23 protein-coding genes are annotated in these 25,362 nt (G+C 69.5%); 6 read left to right on the forward strand and 17 right to left on the reverse strand.

The window, feature by feature from the left end; translation table 11 throughout:
- Positions 1-65 precede the first annotated feature (65 nt).
- Positions 66-542, forward strand: a complete 477-nt coding sequence (locus HMPREF2716_RS23605) for a DUF4142 domain-containing protein (protein WP_003106158.1) — start codon at positions 66-68, stop codon at positions 540-542.
- A gap of 18 nt (positions 543-560) precedes the next feature.
- Here the strand turns inward: HMPREF2716_RS23605 and HMPREF2716_RS23610 are convergent, their stop codons facing one another.
- Entirely contained in the window at positions 561-2,333 is a 1,773-nt protein-coding gene (locus HMPREF2716_RS23610; protein ID WP_023518824.1) for a thiamine pyrophosphate-requiring protein, read from the reverse strand.
- 170 nt (positions 2,334-2,503) lie between these two features.
- Here HMPREF2716_RS23610 and HMPREF2716_RS23615 point away from each other — a divergent pair, with 170 nt between their 5' ends.
- Complete coding sequence (locus tag HMPREF2716_RS23615) at positions 2,504-2,902, forward strand: four-helix bundle copper-binding protein (RefSeq protein ID WP_003106156.1); 399 nt, start codon at positions 2,504-2,506, stop codon at positions 2,900-2,902.
- A gap of 404 nt (positions 2,903-3,306) precedes the next feature.
- Here the strand turns inward: HMPREF2716_RS23615 and HMPREF2716_RS23620 are convergent, their stop codons facing one another.
- From HMPREF2716_RS23620 to HMPREF2716_RS23630, 3 genes are read right to left on the reverse strand one after another with little or no spacing between them, the layout of a single operon-like run.
- Positions 3,307-4,065 (reverse strand): SDR family oxidoreductase, encoded by a 759-nt coding sequence (locus HMPREF2716_RS23620; RefSeq protein ID WP_023518823.1) that lies wholly within the window; start codon positions 4,063-4,065, stop codon positions 3,307-3,309.
- Positions 4,050-4,979, reverse strand: a complete 930-nt coding sequence (locus HMPREF2716_RS23625; RefSeq protein WP_003142502.1) for an alpha/beta hydrolase — start codon at positions 4,977-4,979, stop codon at positions 4,050-4,052. Before HMPREF2716_RS23625 ends, HMPREF2716_RS23620 begins: the two co-directional genes overlap by 16 nt.
- 10 nt (positions 4,980-4,989) lie before the next feature.
- Complete coding sequence (locus HMPREF2716_RS23630; protein ID WP_003107859.1) at positions 4,990-6,465, reverse strand: flavin-containing monooxygenase; 1,476 nt, start codon at positions 6,463-6,465, stop codon at positions 4,990-4,992.
- Positions 6,466-6,611: 146 nt separating this feature from the next.
- On the opposite strand from HMPREF2716_RS23630, the gene HMPREF2716_RS23635 reads away from it, so the two are divergent.
- Positions 6,612-7,646 carry an AraC family transcriptional regulator gene (locus tag HMPREF2716_RS23635; protein ID WP_003114843.1) on the forward strand — a complete coding sequence of 345 codons (1,035 nt, stop codon included), beginning with the start codon at positions 6,612-6,614 and terminating at the stop codon, positions 7,644-7,646.
- Positions 7,647-7,794: 148 nt separating this feature from the next.
- Entirely contained in the window at positions 7,795-8,640 is an 846-nt protein-coding gene (locus HMPREF2716_RS23640; protein WP_003107935.1) for a CmcJ/NvfI family oxidoreductase, read from the forward strand.
- A gap of 1 nt (position 8,641) precedes the next feature.
- Here HMPREF2716_RS23640 and HMPREF2716_RS23645 read toward each other — a convergent pair whose 3' ends face one another.
- The 13 genes from HMPREF2716_RS23645 to kynR form a co-directional block, all read right to left on the reverse strand.
- Positions 8,642-9,598 carry a FecR family protein gene (locus tag HMPREF2716_RS23645; protein WP_003118512.1) on the reverse strand — a complete coding sequence of 319 codons (957 nt, stop codon included), beginning with the start codon at positions 9,596-9,598 and terminating at the stop codon, positions 8,642-8,644.
- Positions 9,595-10,104 carry a sigma-70 family RNA polymerase sigma factor gene (locus HMPREF2716_RS23650; protein ID WP_003107976.1) on the reverse strand — a complete coding sequence of 170 codons (510 nt, stop codon included), beginning with the start codon at positions 10,102-10,104 and terminating at the stop codon, positions 9,595-9,597. The genes HMPREF2716_RS23645 and HMPREF2716_RS23650 overlap by 4 nt, the downstream gene beginning before the upstream one ends.
- A gap of 102 nt (positions 10,105-10,206) precedes the next feature.
- Positions 10,207-11,403, reverse strand: a complete 1,197-nt coding sequence (locus tag HMPREF2716_RS23655; RefSeq protein WP_003121674.1) for an MFS transporter — start codon at positions 11,401-11,403, stop codon at positions 10,207-10,209.
- Positions 11,390-12,670 (reverse strand): MFS transporter, encoded by a 1,281-nt coding sequence (locus HMPREF2716_RS23660; protein ID WP_023518821.1) that lies wholly within the window; start codon positions 12,668-12,670, stop codon positions 11,390-11,392. The genes HMPREF2716_RS23655 and HMPREF2716_RS23660 overlap by 14 nt, the downstream gene beginning before the upstream one ends.
- Entirely contained in the window at positions 12,667-13,746 is a 1,080-nt protein-coding gene (locus tag HMPREF2716_RS23665) for an LLM class flavin-dependent oxidoreductase (protein ID WP_003120261.1), read from the reverse strand. The genes HMPREF2716_RS23660 and HMPREF2716_RS23665 overlap by 4 nt, the downstream gene beginning before the upstream one ends.
- A 12-nt stretch (positions 13,747-13,758) precedes the next feature.
- The gene (locus HMPREF2716_RS23670) at positions 13,759-16,410 is read right to left on the reverse strand and encodes a TonB-dependent receptor (RefSeq protein WP_070622024.1); all 2,652 of its coding nucleotides are present in this window, start codon (positions 16,408-16,410) and stop codon (positions 13,759-13,761) included.
- Positions 16,411-16,501: 91 nt separating this feature from the next.
- On the reverse strand, positions 16,502-17,350 hold the full coding sequence (locus HMPREF2716_RS23675; protein ID WP_009876352.1) for a class I SAM-dependent methyltransferase: 849 nt from the start codon (positions 17,348-17,350) through the stop codon (positions 16,502-16,504).
- On the reverse strand, positions 17,334-17,990 hold the full coding sequence (locus tag HMPREF2716_RS23680; protein ID WP_034037800.1) for a hypothetical protein: 657 nt from the start codon (positions 17,988-17,990) through the stop codon (positions 17,334-17,336). The genes HMPREF2716_RS23675 and HMPREF2716_RS23680 overlap by 17 nt, the downstream gene beginning before the upstream one ends.
- Positions 17,987-18,889 carry an alpha/beta fold hydrolase gene (locus tag HMPREF2716_RS23685; protein ID WP_009315673.1) on the reverse strand — a complete coding sequence of 301 codons (903 nt, stop codon included), beginning with the start codon at positions 18,887-18,889 and terminating at the stop codon, positions 17,987-17,989. Before HMPREF2716_RS23685 ends, HMPREF2716_RS23680 begins: the two co-directional genes overlap by 4 nt.
- Before the next feature lie 10 nt (positions 18,890-18,899).
- Positions 18,900-19,409 (reverse strand): aromatic-ring-hydroxylating dioxygenase subunit beta, encoded by a 510-nt coding sequence (locus HMPREF2716_RS23690; RefSeq protein ID WP_023518817.1) that lies wholly within the window; start codon positions 19,407-19,409, stop codon positions 18,900-18,902.
- Positions 19,410-19,436: 27 nt separating this feature from the next.
- Positions 19,437-21,269: an asparagine synthase (glutamine-hydrolyzing) gene (asnB, locus tag HMPREF2716_RS23695; RefSeq protein WP_023518816.1), complete on the reverse strand. Its 1,833-nt coding sequence runs from the start codon at positions 21,267-21,269 to the stop codon at positions 19,437-19,439.
- Positions 21,270-21,356: 87 nt separating this feature from the next.
- Positions 21,357-22,631, reverse strand: coding sequence for an aromatic ring-hydroxylating oxygenase subunit alpha (locus HMPREF2716_RS23700; RefSeq protein ID WP_023518815.1), 1,275 nt, complete (start codon positions 22,629-22,631; stop codon positions 21,357-21,359).
- A gap of 201 nt (positions 22,632-22,832) precedes the next feature.
- On the reverse strand, positions 22,833-23,309 hold the full coding sequence (gene kynR, locus HMPREF2716_RS23705) for a kynurenine pathway transcriptional regulator KynR (protein WP_003088777.1): 477 nt from the start codon (positions 23,307-23,309) through the stop codon (positions 22,833-22,835).
- 132 nt (positions 23,310-23,441) lie between these two features.
- On the opposite strand from kynR, the gene kynB reads away from it, so the two are divergent.
- Both kynB and kynU read left to right on the forward strand, forming a co-directional pair.
- Positions 23,442-24,083 (forward strand): kynurenine formamidase KynB, encoded by a 642-nt coding sequence (kynB, locus tag HMPREF2716_RS23710; RefSeq protein ID WP_003088775.1) that lies wholly within the window; start codon positions 23,442-23,444, stop codon positions 24,081-24,083.
- 3 nt (positions 24,084-24,086) lie between these two features.
- Complete coding sequence (gene kynU / locus HMPREF2716_RS23715; protein WP_003114854.1) at positions 24,087-25,337, forward strand: kynureninase; 1,251 nt, start codon at positions 24,087-24,089, stop codon at positions 25,335-25,337.
- Positions 25,338-25,362 lie beyond the last annotated feature (25 nt).

Consider the following 25,362-nt stretch of genomic DNA (forward strand, 5'->3'; position numbering starts at 1 on the left):
GGTTTTTTTGAACGGCGCCGTATGGCGAGCGTCCACCGCACACTCGTCCCGTCCGGAGGTTCGCCATGCCCAGTCGCCTGTCACTGATCGCCGCCCTGCTGTTGCCCCTGGCCGTCCAGGCCGAACCCGCTGATACCCGGGCCCTGCTCGCCGACAGCCTGGCCGACAGCCAGGCCCAGGTGGAGGCAGCCGAGCAAGCCATGCGCCGTTCCGAAAACAAGGCGGTGCAGCTCTATGCCAAGCGCGTACTCACCGAACAGCAGGAGTTCGACCATCAGTTGCGCGCCCTGGCCGGGGAAAAGGCCTTGGCGCTGCCCTCGCCGCGCCAGACCGAACGGCAGGCCGCCGCTCCCGGCGGCTTCGACGAGCGCGGTTTCCTCGACGCGCAGATTCGCCAGCAGGACCGTCTGGTCGCACGCTTCGAGGGAATCGCCCGGGACTCCGCCGATCCTGACCTGCGCCGCTTCGCCGACGAATGGCTGGCGCGCTTCTACCACCACCGCGAACTGGCCGACCAGTTGCGTAGCGGCCGCGCCGACTGAGCGCCGCGACCGCCTTGCTCAGTGCCGCGCGAGGACCTGCCGGGCGCTCTGGCGAATCACCCCCCAGCGCTTGGGATCGTCCTGCAGCATGGCGCCAAGCAGGTGCTTGGCCTGCTCGAAACTGATGTGCGGCGGCAGCGGCGGCACGTTCGGGTCGGTGACCACCTCCAGCAGCACCGGGCGGTCGGCGGCGAAGGCCTCGGCCCAGGCGGCGTCGATGTCCTCCGGGCGATCCACGCGGATGCCCTTGAAGCCGAGCATGTCCGCATAACGCGCGTAGGGGAAATCGATCACTTCCTGCGCCGGGCTGAACTCCGGGTCGCCGGCCAGGGCACGCTGCTCCCAGGTCACCTGGTTGAGATCGCCGTTGTTCAGCACCAGCACGATGAAGGTCGGCGAGTCCCAGCGCTGCCAGTACTGCTGCACGGTGACCAGTTCGGCGTTGCCGTTCATCTGCATGGCGCCGTCGCCGACCATCGCCACCACCGGCCGCTGCGGATAGGCGAGCTTGGCGGCGATGGCGTAGGGCACGCCGCTGCCCATGGTCGCCAGCTTGCCCGACAGCGAGCCGAGCATGCCCGGGCGCATGCGGATGTCGCGGGCGTACCAGTTGGTATGCGAGCCGCTGTCGCCGCAGAGAATCGCATCGTCCGGCAGTTGCTCCGACAAGGAACGGAATACCCGCTGCGGGTTGATCGGGTCGGCTGGCTCTTCGGCCTGGCGCCGGGCTTCCTCGCGACTGGCCGTCACCGCCCGCTCGACCCGGCGGCGCCAGGCGCCGTGCTTTTTCTGCTCGAGCAGCGGCAGCAGGCGCTCCAGGGTTTCCCCTGCATCGCCGAGCAAGGCCTGGTCGATCGGATAGCGGATACCGATGTTGCGCGGATACAGGTCGATCTGCACCGCCCGCGCCTGGCCGGCCTTGGGTAGGAACTCGCTGTAGGGGAAAGTGCTGCCGACGATCAGCAGGGTGTCGCAATGCGACATCAGCATGCTGCTGGCGCGGGTGCCGAGCAGGCCGATGGAGCCGGTCACGTACGGCAGGTCGTCGGAAACCGCCGCCTTGCCCAGGAGCGCCTTGGCCACTCCGGCGGCCAGGCGCTCGGCGACCGCTTCCAGTTGCCGGTGCGCGCCCAGGGCCCCGGCACCGGCGAGGATCGCCACGCGCCGGCCGCGATTGAGGATCGCCGCGGCGGCCTCCAGGTCGGCGTCGCGCGCGTAGGGTCGCGGCTGGACGAAGCCCACCGCCGACATCACGTGGCCGTGCTCGTGGGGCTGGCGCTTCGGGGCCGCCATCTGTTGCACGTCGTTGGGCACGATCACCGTCGCCACCTGCCGCTCGCCGACCGCCACGCGCAGGGCTCGGTCCAGCACATGGAGCAGTTGTGCCGGGCTGACCACGGTCTCGACATAGGCGGAAACGTCCTTGAACAAGCTCTGCAGATCGACTTCCTGCTGGTACTCGCTGCCCAACGCAGTAGCCGCCTGCTGGCCGACGATGGCCAGCACCGGCTGATGATCCATGCGCGCGTCGTAGAGCCCGTTCAGCAGGTGGATCGCGCCCGGCCCCGAGGTGGCGAGGCACACCCCGACCTCTCCGGTGAACTTGGCGTGGGCGCCGGCCATGAAGGCCGCCATCTCCTCGTGGCGCACGCGGATATAGTCGAATGCCTCGGCGCGCCGGCCCATGGCGCCCATGATCCCGTTGATGCCATCGCCGGGGTAGCCGAAGACGCGCTTCACCCCCCACTGGCTCAAGCGTTCGAGCAATTGATCGGCAACCGTGCTGGACATTCTCGCCTCCTGGTCGTGTCTGGGGTCGTACCAGTGAGGACTGGCGCCGCGGGCGAGGGTTCAAGGCAATCGAGCGGCGGTGCCGACGGCGAAATCGACTGAACTGTCGGCATCGTCGACCGGCCCAAGGAACAGGGCCCGCATGGGCGCAATCGCCAGGAGGTGCCGCCATGACCCGCGCCATCAACGATCCCGGAAACGAAGACCCCGGCTCCCTGCTGGAAACCGACGCCGACGCCCTGCTCGGCGGTGCCGCCGTCCAGGCGCCGGAAGAGCGCTGCCGGCTCGCGTCCCAGGACTGCATCCGCGCGTGCGAGCGCTACCTGGCGCTCTGCACCGAGTCCAGCAGGGAACAACGCCAGCACGCCGGCGACTGCGCCGACCTCTGCCGCCTCGCCGCCCTGCTGCTGGAGCGCCGCAGCCCATGGGCGCCGGCCGCCTGCGAGCTGGCGGCGCGCTATGCCCTGGCATGCGCCGAGCGTTGCGATGGCGACGAGCCGCTGGAGCGCGAATGTGCGGGTGCCTGCCGGCGCTTCGTCGAGGCCTGTCGGCCGTTGTTGCCGGCCTGAGGCTGGCCACTTTCTGCCCTCGTGCTGTTGAGTCTGAATGTGCTGGGCAAGCTGATTTCCTTGCCTGCCCCGGCTTCTCGTTTCGCCTTCCCAGGCGAGTCCCTTTTGCAAGCGTCTGTACGGACCGGAGACATAGCTGACAGGTGTGCGGGGTTGCCGGGGAAAGACCACGAGAGACGCCATGAGCCTGAGAGAGGAGTTCATTTCGAAGTCCTGATCCGTAGGGCGAATAACGCCACGGGCGTTATCCGCCGATGTCGCGGATAAGCGGCGGATAACCGCGAGCGGTTATCCGCCCTACGGAGCTGGAGCGGCAGCCAGCGTTTCCGCAGGCCTGTAGGGCGAATACAGCCACAGGCGGTATCCGCCAATACCCCGGATAAGCGGCGGATAAACGCAAGTGCCTATTCGTCCCGCGACAACCACGCCATCACCGCTCGGTTCACCCACGGCGGAGACAACTGCCCAGCCCAGTACAGCGCCGTGAACAACCCGCCCACCGGCCGGTGTACCCGCCGGCTGTGCGCGTGCCGCCAGGCCGCCTCGGCGATATCCTCGGCGTCCAGTCTCAGCCCCAGGCGACGCAACACCGGCGGCTGGTAGGCCTGCCCGGCGACCATCGGCGTGCGAACGAACGGCGGCATCAGGTCGGCCACACGAATACCGTGGCGGCGCCATTCCAGCTCCAGCGCCTCGGTAAGCCCGCGCACGGCGAACTTCGAGGCCGAGTAGACGGCCATCTCCGGTACGCCATAAAGCCCCGATGCCGAGCCCATGTTGAGTACCTGCGCCTGCGGCGTCGCGTGCAGGAACGGAAAGGCCGCGTGACAGCAGTTGAGGACGCCTTGCAGGTTGATCGCCAGCAACCGCGCGTGGTCCTCCAGGGCGACCTCTTCGAAGCGGCCGAAACGCAGGACGCCGGCGCAGTTGAACAGCAGGCGCAGGCGGCCATCGGCACAGAACTGCGCAAGCGCCTCGCCGACCGCGTCGGGCTCGCTGACGTCCACGGCGCGGTGCCAGGCGCCCGGCAGTTGCGCGGCCAAGCCGCGCAACGCCTCGGCATCGATGTCCAGCAAACCGACCCGCCAGCCCCGGCGGTGGAACAGCCGCGCGCTGGCGGCGCCGATTCCGGAAGCGGCACCACTGATCAGGATGTTCTGCACCTGTCGCCCTCCGCGCTGCATTCGACGACGAACGCGGCCGCCTCGTCCAACGCCCGGTCGGCGCTGGCCAACACGCCGGCATGGGCCTGGAACACGTGCCAGCAACCGGCGTAGCGCTGCAATCGCACCGCGACGCCCTGCTCACCGGCCCGTTGCGCCAGGCGCAGGCTGTCGTCGCGCAGCAGTTCGTCCTCGCCGACCTGTACCAGCAGCGGCGGCAGCCCCGCCAGGTCGGCATGCAGCGGCGACAAGGCGGCCGAGCCTGGCTCCGCGTCGGCCGGCAGCAGCAGGCGCACCGCGCTTTCCAGCCAGGCCCGCGACAGCAGCGGGTCGCCGGCCGCCGGCGTGTGCAGGCGCTGGCAGCCGAGGTCGGTCCAGGGCGAGAACAGCAGCAACCCGGCCGGCAACGGCAAGCCGCGCGCCTTCAGCTCCAGGGCCAGGGACAGCGCCAGGTGGCCGCCCGCGGAGTCGCCGGCGAGCAGCAGCCGGCGCGGCGAATGGCCGGCCTCCAGCAATGCCAGGTAGACCGCCAGGGCGTCGTCGCGGGCGGCGGGGAACGGATGTTCCGGGGCGCGCCGGTAGTCCACCGCGCAGACCTCGGCGGCGCAACGCCGGGCCAGGTGCGTGGTGATCGCCCGGTGGGTCGCCGGCGAGCCGATCAGGTAGGCGCCGCCGTGCAGGTAGAGCACCCGGCGCCGCGCCTCCACCCCGCGCGGCCGCAACCACTCGCAGGGCACGCCGGCGAGGCTGCGGCGCTCGCGGACGACGCCGCCGGCGCCCAGCGTCGCCAGGCTCAGCCCGCGCAACACGCCGCGTTGCAGCGCCACTGGCATGGGCGGACGGACCAGCCCGCGGAACAACAGGCGCAGGCAGCCGCGCAGGAGACCGGCGCGCAGGCGTTGCGGCGGCGACATCAGGGGTGCTTCAGCGGGCCAGGTCATAGTCGGCAAGCTCCGGCCGGCGCGTACGCCAGCGATAGACGAAGGTGTAGCCCGGCCAGTTGTTGGTGTTCTTGCCGGCGGCAGTCTTGTACCAGCTGTCGCAGCCACGCTCCCAGACGGTATGGCGCAACCCCTGTTGCACCTCCAGGTTGAAGCGCCGCTGGACCTCGGGCTTCACGTCGAGGTAGCGCAAGCCCTGCTCCTGGAGCTGGCGCAGGCAGCCGAGCACGTAGGGGAACTGGCTTTCCAGCATGTAGACGATGGAGTTGTGGCCGAGGTTGGTGTTCGGCCCGTAAAGGATGAACAGGTTGGGGAAGCCGCTGACGCTGATGCCCTTGTAGGCCTCCGCGCCATCCGCCCAGGCCTGCCGCAGGTCGCGTCCGTCGAGGCCGAGGATGCGCATCGGGGCGAGGAACTCGGTGGCGGCGAAGCCGGTACCGAAGATGATCGCGTCGACCTCGTGCCGGCGGCCGTCACGGCCGACCACGGCGTCTTCGGTGACTTCGCGAATGCCCGTGTCGACGAGTTCGACATTGCTCCTGGCCAGCGCCGGGTAATAGTCGTTGCTGATCAGGATGCGCTTGCAACCCAGCGGGTAGTCGGGAACCAGCCGCGCGCGCAGTTGCGGATCGGCGATCTGCCGGTGCAGGTGACGATGGAAGCTCAGCCGCATCACCTTCATCAGCGCCGGGAAGGTCGCGAAGGCGAGCATCCGCGATTCGTGGTGCAGGTACTTGAGCCCCCGATCCAGGCGTTGCAGCCACGGCCAGCGCGCCTTCAGGCGGCGTTCCCAGTCGGCGTAGGTGCGGTCCGGCTTGGCGATCACGTAAGGCGCGCTGCGCTGGAACAGCGACAGGCGTTGCACCTGCGGGGCGATCCGCGGGACGAACTGGATGGCGCTGGCTCCGGTGCCGATCACCGCGACCCGCTTGCCGGCCAGCTCGACCTCGGCGTCCCAGTTCGCCGAGTGGAACGCCGGACCCTGGAAGCGCTCCAGGCCGGGCAGGCGCGGCAGCAGCGGCCGGCTCAACTGGCCGGTGGCGCAGACCAGGGCCCGTGCGCGCAGCGTCTGGCCATCGGCGCAGCGCACCTGCCATTCGCCGCTGCCGGCGTCGAAACGGGCCTCCTCCACCTCGCAGTGGAAACGGATCTTCTCGCGCAGACGGTACTTGTCCGCGCAATGCCGCAGGTAGTCGAGGATTTCCGCCTGCGGGGCGAACTTGCGCGACCAGTCGGCCTTCGGCTCGAAGGAAAACGAATAGAGATGCGAGGGGACGTCGCAGGCGGCGCCCGGGTAGCGGTTTTCCCGCCAGCAACCGCCGACATCGGCGGCCTTTTCCAGGACCAGATAATCGTCGATGCCTGCCTGTCGCAGGCGGATCGCCAAGCCGAGACCGGCGAAGCCGGCGCCGACCACCAGCACCCGCAAGGGGGCTTCAGGGCGGGACTCGTTGTGCATTGTTGTGCTCCCGTTTGTTGCTTGCCACGCCGTCCGGCGCGATTCCGCCCAGCGGCGGATGGCAGCATCCTAGTTCGCCGGGGCGACTGGCGTTATGGCCGGGCCGGACATAAAGTTGTGATTTTCGGTCAACCTCGGACGCCACCATGCCCACTCCGCCCTGGTCTCCCCGCCGCAGCGCCATCAGCGCGCACCTGCTGATCCAGTTCGGCATCGACCGCGGCCTCGGCCTGGAGCAGTGCCTGGCAGGTAGCGGCCTGGATATCCGCCTGCTCGGCGATCCCTCCGGGGAAATCGACGCGGCCCAGGAACTGAGCGTAGTGCGCAACCTGGTCCGGCACCTGGGCGACGCCTGCGCGCCGGGCCTGGCGGCAGGCCTGCGCTATCACCTCAACGCCTACGGCATCTGGGGCTTCGCCCTGCTCAGCAGCCCGACCTTCCTCAGCGCCGCGCAACTGGGCCTGCGCTACCTCGACCTGACCTTCGCCTTCCATGGCATCCGCCTGGAGGTACACGACGATGAAGCGCACCTGGTGCTCGACGACGCCGGCATTCCCGAGGACCTGCGGATTTTCCTCCTCGAACGCGACGCCGGTGGCGTGCTGCGCATCCAGCGCGACCTCACCGGGCAGCGCCTGCCGATCCTCCGCGCCGGCTTCCGCCGCCCACCGCCCGCCGATCCCGCGCCCTACGTGCGCGAGCTGGGCCTGTGCCCGGCGTTCGGCCAGGCGGACAACCGGGTGGTCTTCGAACGGCGCTTCCTCGACCTCCCGCTGCCCGGCGCCAATCCAGAGGTGGCGCGCGCCTGCGAGGAGCAGTGCCGCGCCCTGCTCGCCCGCCGCCAGGTGCGCGGCGGTCTGGCCGGACGCATCCGCGACCGCTTGCTGAGGACGCCCGGCCACTTGCCGGACATGCAGACCCTGGCCATGGAACTGCACCTCACCGTGCGTACCCTGCGTCGCCGCCTGGACGACGAGGGCAGCAGCTACCGCCTGTTGCTCGACGAGGTGCGCCAGGCCCTCGCCGAAGAGCTGCTGGCCACCGGCGCGATTCGCCTGGAGGAGATCGCCGAGCGCCTCGGCTACGGCGAGGTGTCCAACTTCAGCCATGCCTTCAGGCGCTGGAAAGGCATGACGCCGCGCCAGTATCGCCAGCGGCGACGACTCGACGCGATGTCCTGAGCCGCTCCGGGCTTATTCCACGAAGGCATGACGCCAGCGCTCGATGTTCGTTTCGCCGCCGCCTGCCAGCGGCTAGATTGGCCGTTCACGCGCGGCATCCGGCGGCGCGGCAGCGGAGGCATCTCCGCTGGCAACGGGAGAACGACACATGGGTTGCCAGCAACACGCATGGCCGGCGCACGCGCCGGAGCAGGTCGAGGCCGAGGTCAACTATATCCGCGACAACGGCCAACGGCCGGTCGCCTACACCTATCCGGCCCCCGCCGGGACGCCGCAGCGCAGCGCGCTGTTGCAGCCGACCCGGGTGGCGATCCGCAATGCGCGTCTGCTGGCGCAACCGGCCAGCCTGGAGCGCGAGGGTTTCCAACTGGTGCGCGAGGCGAGCGCGGTGGGCGATTTCGAGGATGAAGCCCAGGTTCGTGAACGCTACTACCCGGAAAGCATCGCCCTGCTCCGCCGCCTGACCGGCGCCGCCGAGGCGGTGATCTTCGACCACACGCTGCGCGTCGACCAGGCCGGGCGCGAAGAACGCGGCCTGCGCGAACCGGTGCGCTACGTGCACAACGACCAGACCCTGCGCTCGGCGCCGCGCCGGGTCCGCGACCACCTGCCGGCGGAACGCGCCGAACGGCGCCTGGCCGGACGCTTCCAGATCGTCAACCTGTGGCGTCCGTTCGGCCACCCGGCGCAGCGCGCGCCGCTGGCGTTGCTGGACGCCCGCAGCCTGGCGTTCGACGACCTGGTGGCCAGTGACCTGGTGTACCGCGACAAGGTGGGCGAAACCTACTCGGTCAAGCCCAACCCGGAGCACCGCTGGTACTACTACCCGCACCTGCTGCCGGAGGAAGCGCTGCTGCTGAAGATCTACGATTCGCGGGAGGACGCGCAGGCCCGCCTCGGCGCGCACACCGCCTTCGACGATCCCTGCACCCCGGCCGATGCGCCGCCGCGGCAGAGTATCGAACTGCGTTGCCTGCTGTTCTTCGACGAATGAGTCAGGCGGGGCGCAGGCTGATCCAGTAGTCGCTGTAGCGCAGCACGCGGATCGGCAGGCTGCGTCCGAGCATGTCCAGGGACGTGTGCATGTCGTCCAGCGGGAACAGACCGCTGACGCGGTTGCCGGCGATCTCCGCGTCGAGCTGGAGGATGCCTGGCAGATAGGGCCGGAAGGCCTCCGCGACCCAGGCCAGGGAGCGGTCGTGGACCTCCAGCCAGCCGCTGGCCCAGGCATCCTCTCCGGCCTGCATCGGGCCCTGTTCGAGCAGGCCGCCGGCATCGAACAGCAGGCTACGTCGTGCCGCCACCGCCAGCTGGCGTCCCTCACCGGTGGTCAGCCGCGCGCTGCCGCGCAGGGTCACCAGGCGGATCGCCCCGCGCTCCTCGGCCAGCAGCAGGCTGCCGCTGGCGCAGTCCACCCGTCCGGCGGCGCAGTCGAGGGCGAAGGCGCCGCGCGGGTCCTCCTTCACTTCCAGGCGCATCGCGCCGCGCCGCAGCTCCAGGCGCCGCTGGGCGCCGTCGAGCAGCGGTCGCGCCTTGCTCCGCGCGTTCAGGCGCAGGCGGCTGCCGTCGGCCAGCAACCAGTCGCGGCGCTCGCCGGTGCCGGTCGCCAGTTCGCCAGGCAGACCCATGCCGGCCTGGACCCAGCGCTCCAGGCCGGCGCCGCCGGCGAGCAGGACGAACAGCCCGAGGGCGCCGCCGACGAAGCGCCGGCGGCTCGACGGCTGCTCCAGGGCGCGCAGCACGGTAGCGCTCGGCTGGCCGCGCCAGGGCGAGTCCTGTAGCGGCGCGAGGCTGCCAAGCAGTTGCCGGAACACCTCGGCATGCTCGCTCGACAGCGCCTTCCAGCGTTCCAGGGCATCGCCCTCGGCGGCGCTGAAGTCGCCGGATTGCAGGCGCACCATCCATTCGATGGCCTCCTCGACGATGCGTTGCCGTTCCGGCTTCTCGCTCATTCCTGGAATCCCCGGTAGCAGCAGTGCAAGGCATCCTTCATCAACTGGTGGATGCGCCCCAGGGACAATCCGAGGCGTTCGCCGATCTGCACGTAGGTCAGGCCTTCCAGCTGGCTCATCAGGAACACTGCCCTGGCCTGCCCGGACAGGCCGTCGAGCAGGCGGTCGATGGCTTGCAGGCTCTCGATCAGCATCCACTGCTCGTGAGGCGACGGCTGCACCGCCTCCGGAGCCTCGGCGAGGATCTGCAGGTAGGCGCGCTCCAGGTCCTTGCGCCGCCAGCTCTCGTACATCAGGCGTTGCGCGATGGTCGCGAGGAACGCCCGCGGCGAGCGGATCGACGCCGGGTCGGGGAGCATCCAGACCTGCAGGAAAGCCTCGGCGGCGAGGTCTTCGGCGCTGTGGCTACAGCCGGTCTGGTAGGACAGCTTCTTGCACAGCCAGTCGTAGTTCTGCTGGAACAACTGGGCGATCAGGGTGTTCTTGATGGAGCCTTGGCTATCCATGGTAAGCGTTCGCTGCTGGCAGGCCACGCCACGGATAGCGGTAGTGAGCCTGGAGGTTGAGGAACGGCGCCCGGGGCTGTTCCCGTGGCGCACGGTAGGGAATCAATCGAGGCGCTCCCGGCAGTCCGCCGTGCCCGCCGCCGGCCGCTGCGCGGACAGCCAGCCGCAGGCGGCGGCGCCGAGGATCAGCGCGGCGCCCCACCAGGGGAGCGCGCGCACCGCCACCTGGTCCACCAGGATCGCGCCGATGAAGGCGCCCAGGGCCACGCCCAGCTGGATCGCGCTGGTGTTGAGGCTGATCTGGATCGCCGCGGTGTCCGGGCTGAGTTCCACCAGGTATTTCTGGATCGCCGGCCCCGGCGCCATGTTGAACACGCACCAGAACACCACCGCGCCCAGCAGCAGCGGCAGGCCGCCGGTGGCGAACGGCAGCAGGACCAGGGCCAGTGCATGCAGGAGCAGGAAGGCGACGAAGGTGGCCGGCCCCGGCCAGCGGTCGGCGGCACGTCCGCCGAGCAGCGCGCCGAGGATGCCGCCGCCCCCGTAGACCAGCAGGACCAGGCTGATGGTCGGTTTGTCGAGGGCCATGCTGCCGACCAGGAACGGCACGATGTAGGTGTAGACGGTGAACTGGCCGGTCATCTGCAACAGCGATGCCAGGTGGGCGAACGGCACCCGGCCCCGGGCCAGCGCCCGCAGTTGCTCCGCCGGGGCGATGCCGGGCGCGCCGGGTATGGCCGGCAGCAGGCGCAGGAGCAGCGGCAGGCCGAGCAACGCGACCCCGGCGAGCAGCAGGAACAGGCTGCGCCAACCCCAGAACTCGCCGATCAGGGTGCCCAGCGGTACGCCCAGCACCAGTGAGGCGACGATGCCGGCAAACACCAGGCCGATCGCCCGGCCGCGCCGTTCCGGTGCGACGATGGCCACCGCCAGGGTGATCGCCACCACCACAATGACCGAGGCACTGGCCGCCACCAGCAGCCGGCTCGCCAGCAACAGGGCGAAGCTGGGCGCGGCGGCGCTGGCCAGGTTGGCGCCGATGAACGCCAGCAGCGCGCCGGCCAGCAGGCGGCGGCGCTCGATGCCGGCGCTGAGGTAGACCAGCAGCGGGCCGAGCAGCGCATAGACCAGCGCGTACAGGCTCATCAGCAACCCGGCCCGGCCCTGGCTGACGGCGAAACTGGCGGCCAGTTCGTCGAGCACCCCGGCCACCACCAGTTCCACCGTGCCGACCACGAAGGCCAGCCCGGCCAGCAGCCAGACGCCCACCTCCGCCCTGCTCCGTTCAGTCTCGCCCATGGCTGCGTGCCTCCCCGTCGATGGCATAGCGATAGCGCCCGAGCATGACCAGCAGCCCTGCCGCCACGCCGAACGCGCCGAGCAGGACCAGCGTCGAGCCCGCGTAGGAGCCCGCGCGGTCGTAGAAGTAACCCAGCAGCCAGGACCCCAGGCTGATGGCGATGGCGAAGGTGAAGGGCTGGATCGAGCCATAGATCACGCTGAAATGGCGCAGGCCGAAGTAGCGGCTGACGAAGTACTGGGTGGTGCCGGTCTCGCCGCCGGCGCCCAGGCCGATCAGGAACACCGCGCCCCAGAGCAGCGCCGGCGGTCCGCCAAGGAGCAGGAGCAGCAGCCCGAGCGCCGCCAGCAGGGCGAACGGCAAGGCGATGCGCGGGGTGTCGTAGCGGTCCAGCAGGTAGCCCAGCGCCGGTTGCGAAACGATCATGCCGACCCACAGCGCCGCCAGCACGTCGGTGGCGACTTCCCGCGACAGGCCGCGCTCCTGCAACAGCGGCACGCCATGCACCATCACGCCGGTGACGGCGAACACGCCGAGGATCAGGTTGCCGACGATTAGCCAGAAGTCCGCCGAGCGCCAGGCCTGGCCTGGCGTCGCTCCGGGCAGCGCGCCGGCTGGCGGGCGCCGCGCCTGCGGCAGGTCGCCGGGCCGCTCGCGGAACAACGCGTAGAGCAGCGGCAGCGCCAGCAGGCCTTCGAGCAGGCCATAGACGAGGAAGGTGGCACGCCAGCCGAAGGCGTCGATGCAGGCGCTGCCCAGGTACAGCGCCAGTGGCCCGCCGACGCCGAAGCCGAGTCCGAGGATGCCGTAGGCTGCGCCGCGACGACGCTCGAACCAGCCGCCGAGAATCCGCGCATAGGGAATGTTGCCCGGCGTCAGCAGGCCGAGCAGCGCGAACAGCAGGTATAGCTGCCAGCCGCTGCGCGCCAGCGCCAGGCTGGCCAGGCACAGGGCCAGCGCGGCGGTCAGCGGCAGGACCAGGGCGCGCGCGCCCCAGCGATCCACCAGCCAGCCCTTCAGCGGGCTGCTCAGGGCTACCGCCAGGCCCAGCAGGGTCACCGGCAGCGCCGACTGGCCGCGGTCCCAGTCCAGGTCGGCGGCGATCGGCTCGATGAACAGCGAGAAGCTGCTGATCACCAGCCCGGTGGGGCCGAAGATCACCCCCACTACCGAGGCCAGCAGCACCCCACAACTGGCCACGCCGAACTCGCCGACGCCAGGCGCCGGCGCGACGTCCTCCATGGCCTCGCGGGCGACGCCGCTCATGCGTCGCGCCTCAGGCGCTCGATCAGTTGGCGGCGCAAGCGGATGTCCTCGGCGTTCTCGGTGGTGGCCTCGAGCTGGACGATCTCGATGCCGGCGCGATGAAAGGCCAGGATCTGTTCCGCCACCTCGCCGACGCTGCCCACCAGCACCCCGGCGAAGCTGCGCTGCACGGTATTCGCCACCCATTCGCGCAAGGCCTCCGGCTCCAGCCGGGCGAGCCGGTCGCGCTCGCCGTCGCGGGCGACCTGCGGCGATGCCGCCAGTTCGTCGAGGGGCCGTGCCAGAAGCAGTTCGAAAGCGGCCTGGCGGTAGTGCTCGGCGATGTCCAGGGCCGCCGCCGGACTGTCGCCGAGGATCACCTGGAAGTGCTTCCAGAACTTCAGCCGCCGTCCCTGCTCCGCCGCCTCCTCGTTCAGCCTGCGCTTGAGCTCCGCGGTCTGCGTGGGGCTGGCGAAGTGGCCGGCGTAGACGTCGGCGAAGCGCACCGCCAGGCGTTGTGCCTGCGCCGAGGAGCCGCCAACGGATAGCGGCGGGCGCGGCCGCTGGATCGGCAGGAAGCCGCTGCCGGCGTCCTCCAGCCGGTAGAACTCGCCGTGGTAGTCGAAGGGTTCGCGGCTTTCCAGGGCGCGGGTGAAGACCTCCAGGTACTCCACGGCGCGCCGGTAGCGTTCGTCCTTGTCGGCGAAGTCGCCGTCGCGGCGCACGTCGGCGTCGCTGGAGCCGATCACCAGGTGTACGCCGGCGCGCCCGTTGGACAGGCCGTCGAGAGTGGCCAGGGCGCGCGCGGCAACGGTCGGCTGGGCGCTCCCCGGTCGGTGCGCGACGGTGGCGCGCAGGCGCGGCGCCGCGGCCAAAGCCCAGCCGGCGACCAGCCAGGGGTCGGGCCAGGCAGCGGAAACGGTGAACAGCGCGCCGTCGAGGCCGTCCGCCTCTTCCAGGCGGGCCTTCTGCTGGATGTCGAAGGCGCTCACCGCGCGACTGCGGGTGTCCGGCAGGAAACGCGCGGCCTGGCGGGCGAAGGCGCTGTCGCCGATGACCGCGGAGGCGCGTACGCCGCCGCGCAGTTCGATGCTCATGGTTGCTCCTCCTTAGAAGGTGTAGGCCGCGCCGAGGTAGTAGAAGGCGCCGTTGAAGCTGATCTGCGAGGCATAGGTGTCGTACTGGTTGAAGCCGAGGTAGGCGCTCTCGGCCGGCAGCTTGTCGGGCTTCACGTCGAACAGATTGTTGGCCCCGGCGCTCAGGGTCAGGTTGCGGCTCGCCGCATAGCGCAGGGCGACGTCGGTGATGTACTTGGGCGAGTTCTCGAAGCGGTTGAAGACCGTGGTCGAATAGGCATGCTCGCCGGTGTAGTAGTCCAGTTCGGAAACCGTCTTGCTGTAGCGCGTTTCGCGCAGGGTCAGCCCCCAGCGCCGGTAGCTCCAGTCGGCCTGCAGGCTGACCTGGCTGCGCGGCGTGGAGCTGGTGATCCAGGCCTGCTGCTGGTCGTTGAGCAGCGGCTGGCCGTTGCGCCCGCGATGATTCCTGACCAGCTTCGTGCGATTGACGTTGGCGCCCAGGCGCCAGTCGATCCGGCCCCACTCGCCGAGCCGGGTCAGGTAGCTGGCGGTGAGGTCGAGGCCGTGGGTACGGGTGTCGGCGCCGTTGGTCATGTAGTGGGTGCTGACCTGGGTCAGTCCGGCCGGGATGCTGATCCCGCCGGCGCGCAGCGCATCGATCGCCGGCTGTCCGGAATAGGTGGCGCCGTCGACGATGCGGTCTCGTATCTCGATGCGATAGGCGTCGATGGCCAGGTTCAGGTCCGGCAAGGGATCGAGCACCAGGCCGAGGTTGTAGCTGATCGACTTTTCCGGTTCCAGGTCCTCGGCGCCGAGCAGCCTGGCCGCCGGCGAGTTGACCGCCAGCAGGCCGCTGGCGATGGTCGGCGAGACGCCCAGGCTGGTGTAGTTCTCCTGGGCCAGCGACGGCGCGCGGAAGCCGCTGCTGAGACTGGCCCGCGCCGACACCTCGGGGCTGAAGCGGTAGCGGCTGGCGAGCTTGCCGTTGGTGGTGCTGCCGAAGTCGCTGTAGTGCTCGTAGCGCGCCGCCGTCTCCAGTTGCCAACCCTCGCCGAGGGCGGTGGACAGGTCGAGATAGGCGCCGAGCACGTCGCGGCTCCACTGTCCGGCGCTGGCCGGAGCCTGCCCAGGGAGCGCCTTGGAACCGCCGTTGTAGTAGGACCAGGGATCGCCGGCCTCGACCTCGTAGAGTTCGCGGCGCTGCTCCAGGCCCCAGGAGAAATTCAGCGGCGCCGGCAGCCAGGCGAGGTCGAAGTCGCGGCGCAGGTCGAGATTATTGGTCCACTGGGTGGCCTTGTAGCGCGCCAGGTCGAAGGAGCGCGGCGAATCGCCGGTCTCGCCGTAGAGGGCGAGGTTGATCGAGTGGTCCATGCCGATCTCCGGGCGGTCGGCGCCGTAGGTCGAGCTGAGGTCCCAGTCCCAAGCGCCGAACAGCTCGCCGCCACGGGCGCCGAGGGTCAGCGAATAGTCGTCCTCGTCGCTGGTGATGCGCGGGGTGAAGCCGTTCGGATAGAGTCGCGGCGCCAGGGACGGCAACTGGTAGATCTGCGCCGAGGACACCGAGCGATGGGTATAGGTGGCGAAGCTGTACAGCTCGACGTTGTCGTCCAGCGCCACGCCGGCGTTGTAGGCCAGCGCCTGGCGGTGCAGCGAAGGGTCGCCGATGGACGGGTTGCCGTAGTGCCCGGTACGCTGGTCGATGCCGGCGCGGATGGTCCGCGCCTGTTCGCGGAACTGCGCGCTGAGGTTGAGGAAACCGCTCTCGCCGAAACGCAGGCCGCCATTCACCCCGCCGTTCTGGGTCAAGCCGTCGCCATCGCCGTAGCGACCGTTGTCGTAGGCGAGCCGGCCGCCGTGGTCGGCCGACTTGAGGATGACGTTGATCCCCCCGGCGATGGCGTCCGAACCGTACTGCGCCGAGGCGCCGTCGCGCAGCACCTCGATGCGCTCGATGGCGGCGAGCGGGATGGTGTCCAGATCGACCCCGGTGGAGCCGCTCTGCAGCCCGCCGCTGACATTGATATTGGCGGTCTCGTGGCGGCGCTTGCCGTTCACCAGCACCAGCACGTGGTTGGGACTCAGGCCGCGCAGCGACTGCGCGTTGGTCAGCGCCGAAGCGTTGTAGGCCTGGGCCTGGCGCGACAGCGAGGGCAGCAGGCGCACCAGGGCGTCGCGCAGGTCGCCGCTGCCACTGTCGCGCAATTGCTCGGCGCTGACCACATCGATCGGTGCCAGGCTCTCGCCGGCCTTGACATCGGCCTTGCGGGTGCCGGTGACCACCACCGTGGCCAGGGTCCCGGCGGGCTTCGTCGCCGGCAGCGCGGCATCCGGCGCCGTGGCGCGTTGCAGGCTGAGCACGCCGGCGGCGCTGCGGCTGTATTCCAGGCCGCTGCCCTGCAAGGCCCGCTGCAGCGCCTGCTCGACGCTGTAGGAGCCCTGGATCGCCGGTGCCGGCAGGCCCTCCACCAGGTGCTGGTCGAAGGCGATCGGGGTGCGACTCTGGCGGACGATGCTCAGCAGCACCTGGGCCAGTTCGCCGGCCGGGATGTCGAAGCGCTGGATCTCGGCGCGGCTGGTGGCGCGGACCTCCTCTGCCGCCGACTCGCCGGGCTGGCCAAGGCAGGCCAGGCCGACCGCGCAGAGCACGGGGACGAGTCGAAGACGTGGCGAACGCGGGTTGGGCATGATCGGTTCATCCTTGAGCGGTTGCGGATGCCACCGAGTGCAATTGCCCGTACCGATTTTCAGCCGCGCGGCAGACCGATTGCGCATAAGGTTATGCCTCGCCCTCCCGCGCCCGGCAGCGCCAGACGCTGACCGGGATTTCGCTGACCTGTCCGTCGGCCTGCATGCGCCGCTCGGCGATCCGCCCGAGGCGGACGAAGAATTCCTCCAGGCGCGTCGCCGGCACCAGCGGTGCGAAATAGGTGCCGAAGGTGGCGGCGTGGAAACGCTGGTATTCGGCGGAGTCGGCGACACGCAGGACCGCCGGGCGGGAGACGATGGAGTCGACCCGGAAGTGTCGTTCGACGCGTTCGCGCAACGCCTCCCGGCCACGGGTGCGGGTGCCCATCGGCAGCAGCCCGGCTTCCGCGTAGAGCGCCGCCACCCGTTCCGACGCAGCCAGGCCCATCTCGACCAGGGCCTGGGCGACCAGGTCGTCCTCGCCGCCGAGGCCATCCTCGGCGAACGGATGGTGCGAGGTGAACAGGAATACCCCCTGCGCCTCGAGGTGCCGCGCGACCCACCGGAACAGCCGCTCTTCATCGGGATACAGCCAGTGCAGCACGGCGGTCATGCTGATCAGCTCGAAGCGTTCCGCCAGCGGCGGCAGGTCGAGCAGGTCGCCCTCCAGCAGACGCGCCTCGACGCCAGCCCCGCGCAACTGCGCGCGCGCCTGCTCCAGGCGCAGCGGCGAACGCTCGATGCCCCACAACCGTTGCAGGCCGGGCCAGCGCCGGGCGCCGCCGAGCAGCAGCGAGCCGATGCCGCAGCCGAGATCGAGCAGGCTGCGCGGCTCGATGCCGGCGCGGTCGAGCACCCAGTCCTGGTCGCGACGTTGCAGCAGTTCGCTGGAATCCTGGTAGCCGTCCAGGCTGCGCGCCTGTTCAATGATCGCGTTCATGTACGCCTGCTCCTTGGTTGAGGCTGTCCGCCGTGATGGTCCATACGCAGCCGTGGCCTTGCGGCTCTTCGTAGAGCCGCCAGTCGGCGTGGCAATCGCTGGCGGCGACGAACGCCGACAGCAGCTTGGTGCAATAGGTGCAGGCCGACTCCAGGGTGATCGGCACGCCTCGGGCGCGGGCGCGCTCACGGTAGTCCCAGATCGCGCAGTGACGGTTGTGGAATACCGCGCGCCCGTCAGCCTCGGCCTGCACCTCGAAACGCGAACCGTAGAGCGCGGCCTGGCGTGCCAGACGGTCGGCGGCGCTGGCCGGATCGCCCCGCCCCGCCGGTTCCAGCGCGCGATAGATGCGCGCGGTGGCGCGCGCCCAGTCGTCGAGCCGGTAATCCGCCGGGCGCGCGACGATGAACTGTTCGATCAGCGCCTGGGCGCGGAAGAACACCGCCTGCCAGGCTTCGGCGCGCAGGTCGTCGGTCGCCGGCAGATCGGCGAATATCCGCGCGCTGGTCGCCACCCAGTCCCCCAGGTCTTCACGCCGATGGCGCTCGGCGAGGTAGGCGGACATCGCCGCGTGCACCTCGAACACCCGCTGTCGCCAGAGCGTCGCCTGCGCCGCCGGATCGCGTTCGACGGCGCTCATCGGAGCGCCTCCCGGTGGCTGGCGAGAAACCCCAGCAGGTGCTCCAGCACCGCGTCCGGCGCGTCCTCGGGAAGCATGTGGCTGGCGCCGATGGCGGCGCCCTCGACCTGCCCGGCCCAGGTCTTCCAGATTTCCAGCGGATGCTGCCCGGCGGCGTAGGGGCGCTCCTGCCAGAGCACCTGGACCGGGCATTGCAGGCGCCGGCCGGCGTCGCGATCGGCCTGGTCGGCGTCGGCATCGACGCCCACCGCGGCCCGGTAGTCCTCGCACATCGCATGGCGCACGGCGGGGTCGCGGAACGCCCGCCGGTAGCTTGCCAGCGCCTGCGGGTGGTAGATGTCGCGGCCCTGGGCCATGCGTCGCAGGGTGTAGTCGAGGAAGTGCTCCGGATCGGCGCCGATCAGGCGCTCCGGCAGGTCGTACGGCTGGGCGAGGAGGAACCAGTGGTAGGCGTTGAGGGCGAAGGCCTTGTTCACCGCGGCCCAGTTGTCGAGGATCGGCACCACGGTCAGCGAGACGAAGGCCGCGACCGCCTGCGGATGGTCCAGCGCCAGGCGATAGCCGACCCGCGCGCCGCGGTCGTGGCCGATCACCGTGAAGCGTTCGAAGCCGAGCTGGCCCATCGTTTCCAGTTGGTCGCGGGCCAGCGCGGCCTTGGAATAGTCGGCGCCCTCCTCGTCCAGCGCCCGCGATTCGCCGTAGCCGCGCAGGTCGGCGAGGACCACGCTGTAGTCCTCGGCCAGGCGCGGAGCGATGCGGTGCCAGGCCAGGTGGGTCTGCGGATAGCCATGCAACAGCAGCAGCGGCGGGCCGCTGCCCTTCACGGCGACGCGGAGGCGCGCGGCGGAGGTGTGCAGGGTCAGGTAGTCGAAGCCGGGCAGCAACGGATCGGTGCTCATGGGCGGCGCCTCACAGGATGATGCTGATGCGCCGCTGGGCGCTGATGGTCTCGTGGTCCAGGCGGATCTCCCGCGAGACGATGCGCAAGCCCTCGGGACCGTCGCGCAGGACATGGCTGGCTTCGCCGACGAAGTTCCAGGCCTCGCGGTTGCGGAACTGATGGACGACGAAGTTGCTGCGGCTGCTGACCAGTTCGCCCTCGACCCGCTTCAGCCGCACGTTGCCCACCAGGCGGCGGGTGCGCGAGCGCGGCTGCTCCATCCAGGTATGCCCGCCGAGGATGCTGTCGACCCGCTCGCGCAGGCGCACGTGATCGTCGTCGATGATGTACAGGCTGTCCTCCGGCGCCTGGCCGGCCAGTTGCTCCTGCAAGGGCAGCACCCGGTAGCGTGCAGCGCGCTCGAACAGGGCGAACCAGGTATCCAGCAGGCGGTCGTCGAGCAGCTCGGCTTCGGCGACGAGGAAATCGCTGACCCGCGCCAGCAGGTCGCTGTCGGGATGGGACAAGGCAAGGCTCATGAATATCCTCCGGGAAGAAAGTGCCGCTCAGAGGCTGATATCGACCCCATGGCGGGTCAGCCAGCGGTCCAGGTTCAGCAGGTAGGCCAGGCCGGCGGTCGGGCTCGCCGAGGCACGCGGGCTGGGCAGCGGCGAGCCCTGTTCGAGGGCCTGGCGGACCCGCCCGGCGTCCACCAGTTCGAACAGCGGCGAGCGGCCGTCGTCGAGCAGACGGCCGACCCGCTCGCGCAGCAGCGCCAGGTAACGTGGGTCGGGGTTGGCCGGGAAACCGCTCTTGCGCCGCTCCAGGATCGCCTGCGGCAGGTGCCCGCGCAGGGCCCGGCGCAGCAGGCTCTTGCTTTCCCCGGCGACGCTCTTCAGCGCCCAGGGCAGGTTCCATACGTACTCCACCAGGCGGTGGTCGCAGAACGGCACGCGCACTTCCAGGCCGACCGCCATGCTCATCCGGTCCTTGCGTTCGAGCATCGCCGGCAGCCAGCGGCTCAGCGCCAGGTAGGCGACCTCGCGCTGGCGCCGCTGGGCGGCATCCTCGCCATCCAGTCGCGGCACTTCGGCGAGGGCCTCGCGGTAGCGCGCCCGGATGTATTCCGGCGCCGCCACCCGTTCGGCGACCTCCCGCCGCAGCAGTTGCCAGGGCCCGCTCTTGCCGGCCAGCCAGGGGAAGCCGTCGTGTGCGAGGGCGCTCGGGTCGTGGAAGAACGGGTAGCCGCCGAACACCTCGTCGGCCGACTCGCCCGACAGTGCCACCGTGGTGTGCTCGCGGACCTGGCGGAACAGCAGGTAGAGCGAGGCGTCCAGCTCGCCCCAGCCGGGCAGGTCGCGGGCCTGGAGCACCGCCTCGTCCTGTTCCAGCACCTCTTCCGGGGCGACCAGCACGGTACGGTGCGGCGTACCGAGGAAGTTCGCCGCCAGCTGCGCATAGGGTTCGTCCCAGCTGCTTTGCCAGGGCGTCGGGACGAAGCCGCGGCCTTCGCCGGGGAAGTCCACGGAGAAGGTCGGCAGGCGCCGCGCGTCGCCATCCAGCGCGGCCACCGCGAAGGCACTGATGGCGCTGGAGTCGAGCCCGCCGGAAAGCAGGCTGCCCAGCGGGACGTCGGCCACCAGTTGCTCGGCCACCGCCTCGCGGAGCAACTGGCCGGCGCGTTCGGCGCTGTCCTCGGCGCCCTCTTCGTGACGTTCCGCGCGCAGCGCCCAGTAGACCAACTCGCGCACACCATTGCGGTCGAAGCGCAGCGCCTGGCCCGGCCGGACCTGGCGCAGGCCCTTGTACAGGCCGTGGCCGGGAGTCGGCGCGGTGGTCAGGGCGAACAGCTCGGCGATGCCGCTGGCGTCGAGCACCGGGTTGGCCTCGGGGTTGGCGAAGATCGCCTTGGGTTCCGAGGCGAACAGCACGCCTCCGGCGGTCGGGTAGTAGTACAGCGGCTTGACCCCGAAGCGATCGCGCACCAGCCACAGGCTCTGCTCGCGCTCGTCCCACAGGGCGAAGCCGTAGATGCCGCGGAGCCGGGCGAAGGAAGCCTCGCCCCATTGCAGATAGGCGCGCAGCACCACTTCGGTGTCCGAGCGGGTGCGGAAGACCTGGCCCAGCGTCTCCAGCTCGGCGCGCAGCTCGCGGAAGTTGTAGACCTCGCCGCTGTAGGTCAGCGCCACCCGCCCACCAGCCTCGGCAAGCATCGGTTGAGCGCCGTTCTCCAGGTCGATGATCGCCAGGCGCCGATGGCCGAGCAGCGCGTGCCGCGACAGCCACAGGCCTTCGGCGTCCGGCCCGCGCGGGGCCAGGGTACGGGTCATGCGTTCGAGGATGCTGCGCTGCTCGCCGAGGTCGCGGCTCCAGTCGGTCCAGCCGGTGATTCCACACATGGATGACGTTCCTTGCAGTGACCCTTTATTCCCCGCGTAGCCAGGGCGGCGCGCAGGGATCTGCAGGGAGCGATGGTTGAAGACGGCTCAGACGGCCACGGCGAGAAGCCGCAGGGCGGCGGGCTGCTGCCCGAGCCGGCGGCTCCACTCGCGCCAGAAGCCGCGGTTCTGCTCCTCGTCGACGTGGCGGCGGGTTGCCGGTCCCATGCCGCGGGAAAAATCGCTGTAGCCGAGGGCGGCGTGGGCGTAGGCGCGCTGACAGGATTCGAGGATCTCGACGTCGTCAGGGGTGCCGAAACCGCCCGGGCCGATGAACGAGATCAACCCATTGATCCGCGCCGCCCGCTCCTCGCGGGTCTCATCGGCGAAGCCGGCGCCCCATACGGTGACGCTGACCTCATCGGCGGCAGTCGGGAAGAACGAGCGGATGTTCAGGCCGAGGATGTCGTTGATCACCAGGTTGGGAAAGATGAACAGGCTTTTGTTGGTGTGGGCGATGTCCTCCGCCCGCGCCTGCCCGAAGCGTTCCACCAGGCGTTCGAACTTGGCGGCGATGGACGGCTTGAGCGCTTCCGGGAACAGCGGGCTCCAGTAGGCGATCGGCCGTCCGGTGGACGGCGGGCCGCTGATGATCAGTGCGTGGCCGTTGCCCAGCGCTTCGCCGCGGCCATGGCGCTTGTGCGACTCCGGATCGGTGCCGAGGCTATTCAGGTATTCCAGGTAGCGCTTGTGGGCGAACGGCAGGTGGTAGGCGTCCACGCCGTTTTCCGCGAGCAGCTTCCAGTTGGCCTTGATCGAATGCTCGAAGCCGCCGGGAATGATCTCCAGTTCCGCCTCGGACTGGTCGCAGATCAGGTCGATATAGTCCTTCGCCTGGCCCAGGTAGGTTTCCAGGGACGGTTGCCGGGCGCCGTAGTGGATGAACAGGAAGTTGCGGTAGATCGCGTGTTTCACCCGTGTCAGGGACAGCTCCGGATGGCATTGCCCGGCGTGCTGGTAGGCGGCCTTGTCCGGCAGGCCGATCAGGCTGCCGTGGCTGTCGTAGGTCCAGCCATGGTAGGGACAGGTGAAACGCTGGCTGTTGCCCTGGCGCTCGGCGCAGACTTTGGCCCCACGGTGCGCGCAGGCGTTCAGGTAGACCGCCGGCTCGCCATCGGCGCGACGCTGGATGATCAGGTTGCGCCCGCCGACGTCGCGGGTGATGAAGTCGCCGGGCTCGCGCAGCTCGCTGAGGTGGGCGGCATACAGCCAGCTGTCGTCGAATATCTCGTGCAGTTCGCGCCGGTGCAGTTCCGCGGAAACATAGGCCTGGCGCCTGACCCGGAAGTAACTTGCGTCGTCGGTCTCGATATATTCACTCACCGCCTAACCTCCGTGTAACGTTGACAACCCGGCAACGGGGACGGAGGAAACCTAGCACGGGGAAAATCAATTCCGGCAGACTATTTATTCATTAGCTAATAACTCGTAACCCCATGAAAAAAGACAAAATAATTATTTCCCTCGACGACTGAAAATTCCTCCCGCTCATTGCACTCATGCTTTTATGAGGGGTCGCCCCGTTCAACTCTTCAGGTTCACCAGGTCGAGCAGGTCGGCACCGGCCTTGATCTCCTGCAGGACGATTTCCGAGCGGATATCGGTGACGCCGGCGGCGCGGTTCAGTTTGTTCACGATGAAGTCCGAATAGTGCTTGAGGTTGCGCGCCCGGACCCGTAGCACATAGTTGGTGGCGCCGGTCACCACATAGGCGGTGACCACCTCCGGCCAGTCCCGGACCCTGGCGATGAACGCCTCGTGCCAACCCTCGACGTCCTGGCGCAGCGACACATGGACGATGGCTTCCAGCTCCACGCCCAGTCGCTCGGCATCCAGTTCCACCGAGTAGCCGCGGATGATCCCCTCGCTTTCCAGCAGGCGCAGCCGGCGCAGGCAGGCGGATGGCGAGAGGGAGACCTTCTCCGCCAGGTCCTGGTTGCTCATCCGCCCGTCCTGCTGCAGGTGACGGAGAATGCGCAGATCGATGGCGTCCAGGGACATGTGCAATTCCTATCAGAATGAATAGCTATCTTCGAATTTTGTGCGAACAGATTGCCATGCGACCTTGCATTTCGCACGAAAATTCTCCGAAATCTCGTTCATTATCATTCGCTGGACTTCCGGAGAAAAACAATGACTTCGCTCCGCTACTGGGACATCAGTCCCGCCCTCGACCCGAACACGCCGACCTGGCCCGGCGACACGCCGTTCCAGCAGGAATGGGCGGCGCGGCTGGACGAGCAGTGCCCGGTCAACGTCGGCCGGATCACCCTTTCGCCGCATACCGGCGCCCACGTCGACGGCCCCCTGCACTACCGCGCCGACGGCCTGCCCATCGGCCAGGTGCCGCTGGACGTCTACATGGGACCGTGCCGGGTGATCCACTGTATCGGCGCTAACCCGCTGGTGACCCCCGAACACCTCGCCGGCCAGCTCGACGACCTGCCCTCGCGGGTGCTGCTGCGGACCTTCGAACGGGTCCCGGCGAACTGGCCGGAAGGCTTCTGCGCTATCGCTCCGGCCACCATCGAGTGCCTCGCCGAGCGCGGCGTCAGGCTGGTCGGCATCGACACCCCGTCGCTCGACCCCCAGCACTCCAAGACCCTCGACGCCCACCACGCGGTGGGCCGCCACGGCATGGCGATCCTCGAAGGCGTGGTCCTCGACGACGTGCCCGCCGGCGACTACGAACTGCTCGCCCTGCCGCTGAAATTCACCCACCTCGATGCCAGCCCGGTGCGTGCCGTGCTGCGCGCCCTGCCTACCGCGGAGTAACCGATGACCACTCGTGACGACTGCCTGGCGCTCGACGCCGGCGATCCCCTGGCCGACCTGCGCCAACTGTTCGCCCTGCCCGACGGCGTGATCTACCTCGACGGCAACTCCCTCGGCGCCCGCCCCCGGGCCGCCGTGGAGCGCGCCGCCGAAGTGGTCGCCGCGGAATGGGGCGAGGGGCTCATCCGCAGCTGGAACAGCGCCGACTGGCGCGGCCTGCCGGAGCGCCTCGGCGACAAGCTGGCGCCCCTGATCGGCGCGCGCGCCGGCGAAGTGGTGATCACCGACACCACATCGATCAACCTGTTCAAGGTGCTCAGCGCCGCCCTGCGGATCCAGGAGGAAGACGCGCCAGGGCGCAAGGTGATCGTTTCCGAATCGAGCAACTTCCCCACTGATCTGTACATCGCCGAGGGCCTTACCGACATGCTCCAGCGCGGCTACCGGCTACGCCTGGTAGATGACCCGGAGCAACTGCCGGCGGCGATCGACGCGGATACCGCGGTGGTGATGCTCAGCCATGTCAACTACAAGACCGGCTACCTGCACGACATGCGCGAGGTCACCCGCCTGGTCCACGAAAACGGCGCCCTGGCGATCTGGGACCTGGCCCACTCGGCCGGCGCGCTGCCGCTGGACCTGCACGCGGCCGACGCCGACTACGCCATCGGCTGCACCTACAAGTACCTCAACGGCGGCCCCGGCTCGCCGGCCTACGTGTGGGTCGCGCCGCGCCTGCGCGAGCGTGTCTGGCAACCGCTGTCCGGCTGGTTCGGTCATTCCCGCCAGTTCGCCATGGAGCCGCGCTACCAGCCCGGCGAAGGCATCACCCGGTTCCTCTGCGGCACCCAGCCGATCACCTCGCTGGCCCTGGTCGAATGCGGCCTGGATATCTTCGCCCGGACCGACATGCAGCGCCTGCGCGACAAGTCGCTGGCCCTCGCCGATCTGTTCATCGAATTGGTGGAAAGCCGTTGCGAACGCTTCGGCCTGACCCTGGTGACCCCGCGCGAGCATGCCCGGCGCGGCAGCCATGTCAGCTTCGAGCATGCCCAGGGCTACGCCATCGTCCAGGCCCTGATCGACCGCGGGGTAATCGGCGACTACCGCGAGCCGGGCATCCTGCGCTTCGGCTTCACCCCGCTGTACACCCGCTTCGTCGAGGTCTGGGATGCGGTGCAGGCGTTGCTGGAAATCCTCCAGAGCGAAGCCTGGAAAGAGCCGCGCTACCAGGTCCGGCACAAGGTGACCTGAGCCCCGCTCGCGCGGGCCGCGCCGG

It is taken from the genome of Pseudomonas sp. HMSC076A11 (assembly GCF_001810205.1).
GTDB classification, from domain to species: domain Bacteria; phylum Pseudomonadota; class Gammaproteobacteria; order Pseudomonadales; family Pseudomonadaceae; genus Pseudomonas; species Pseudomonas aeruginosa.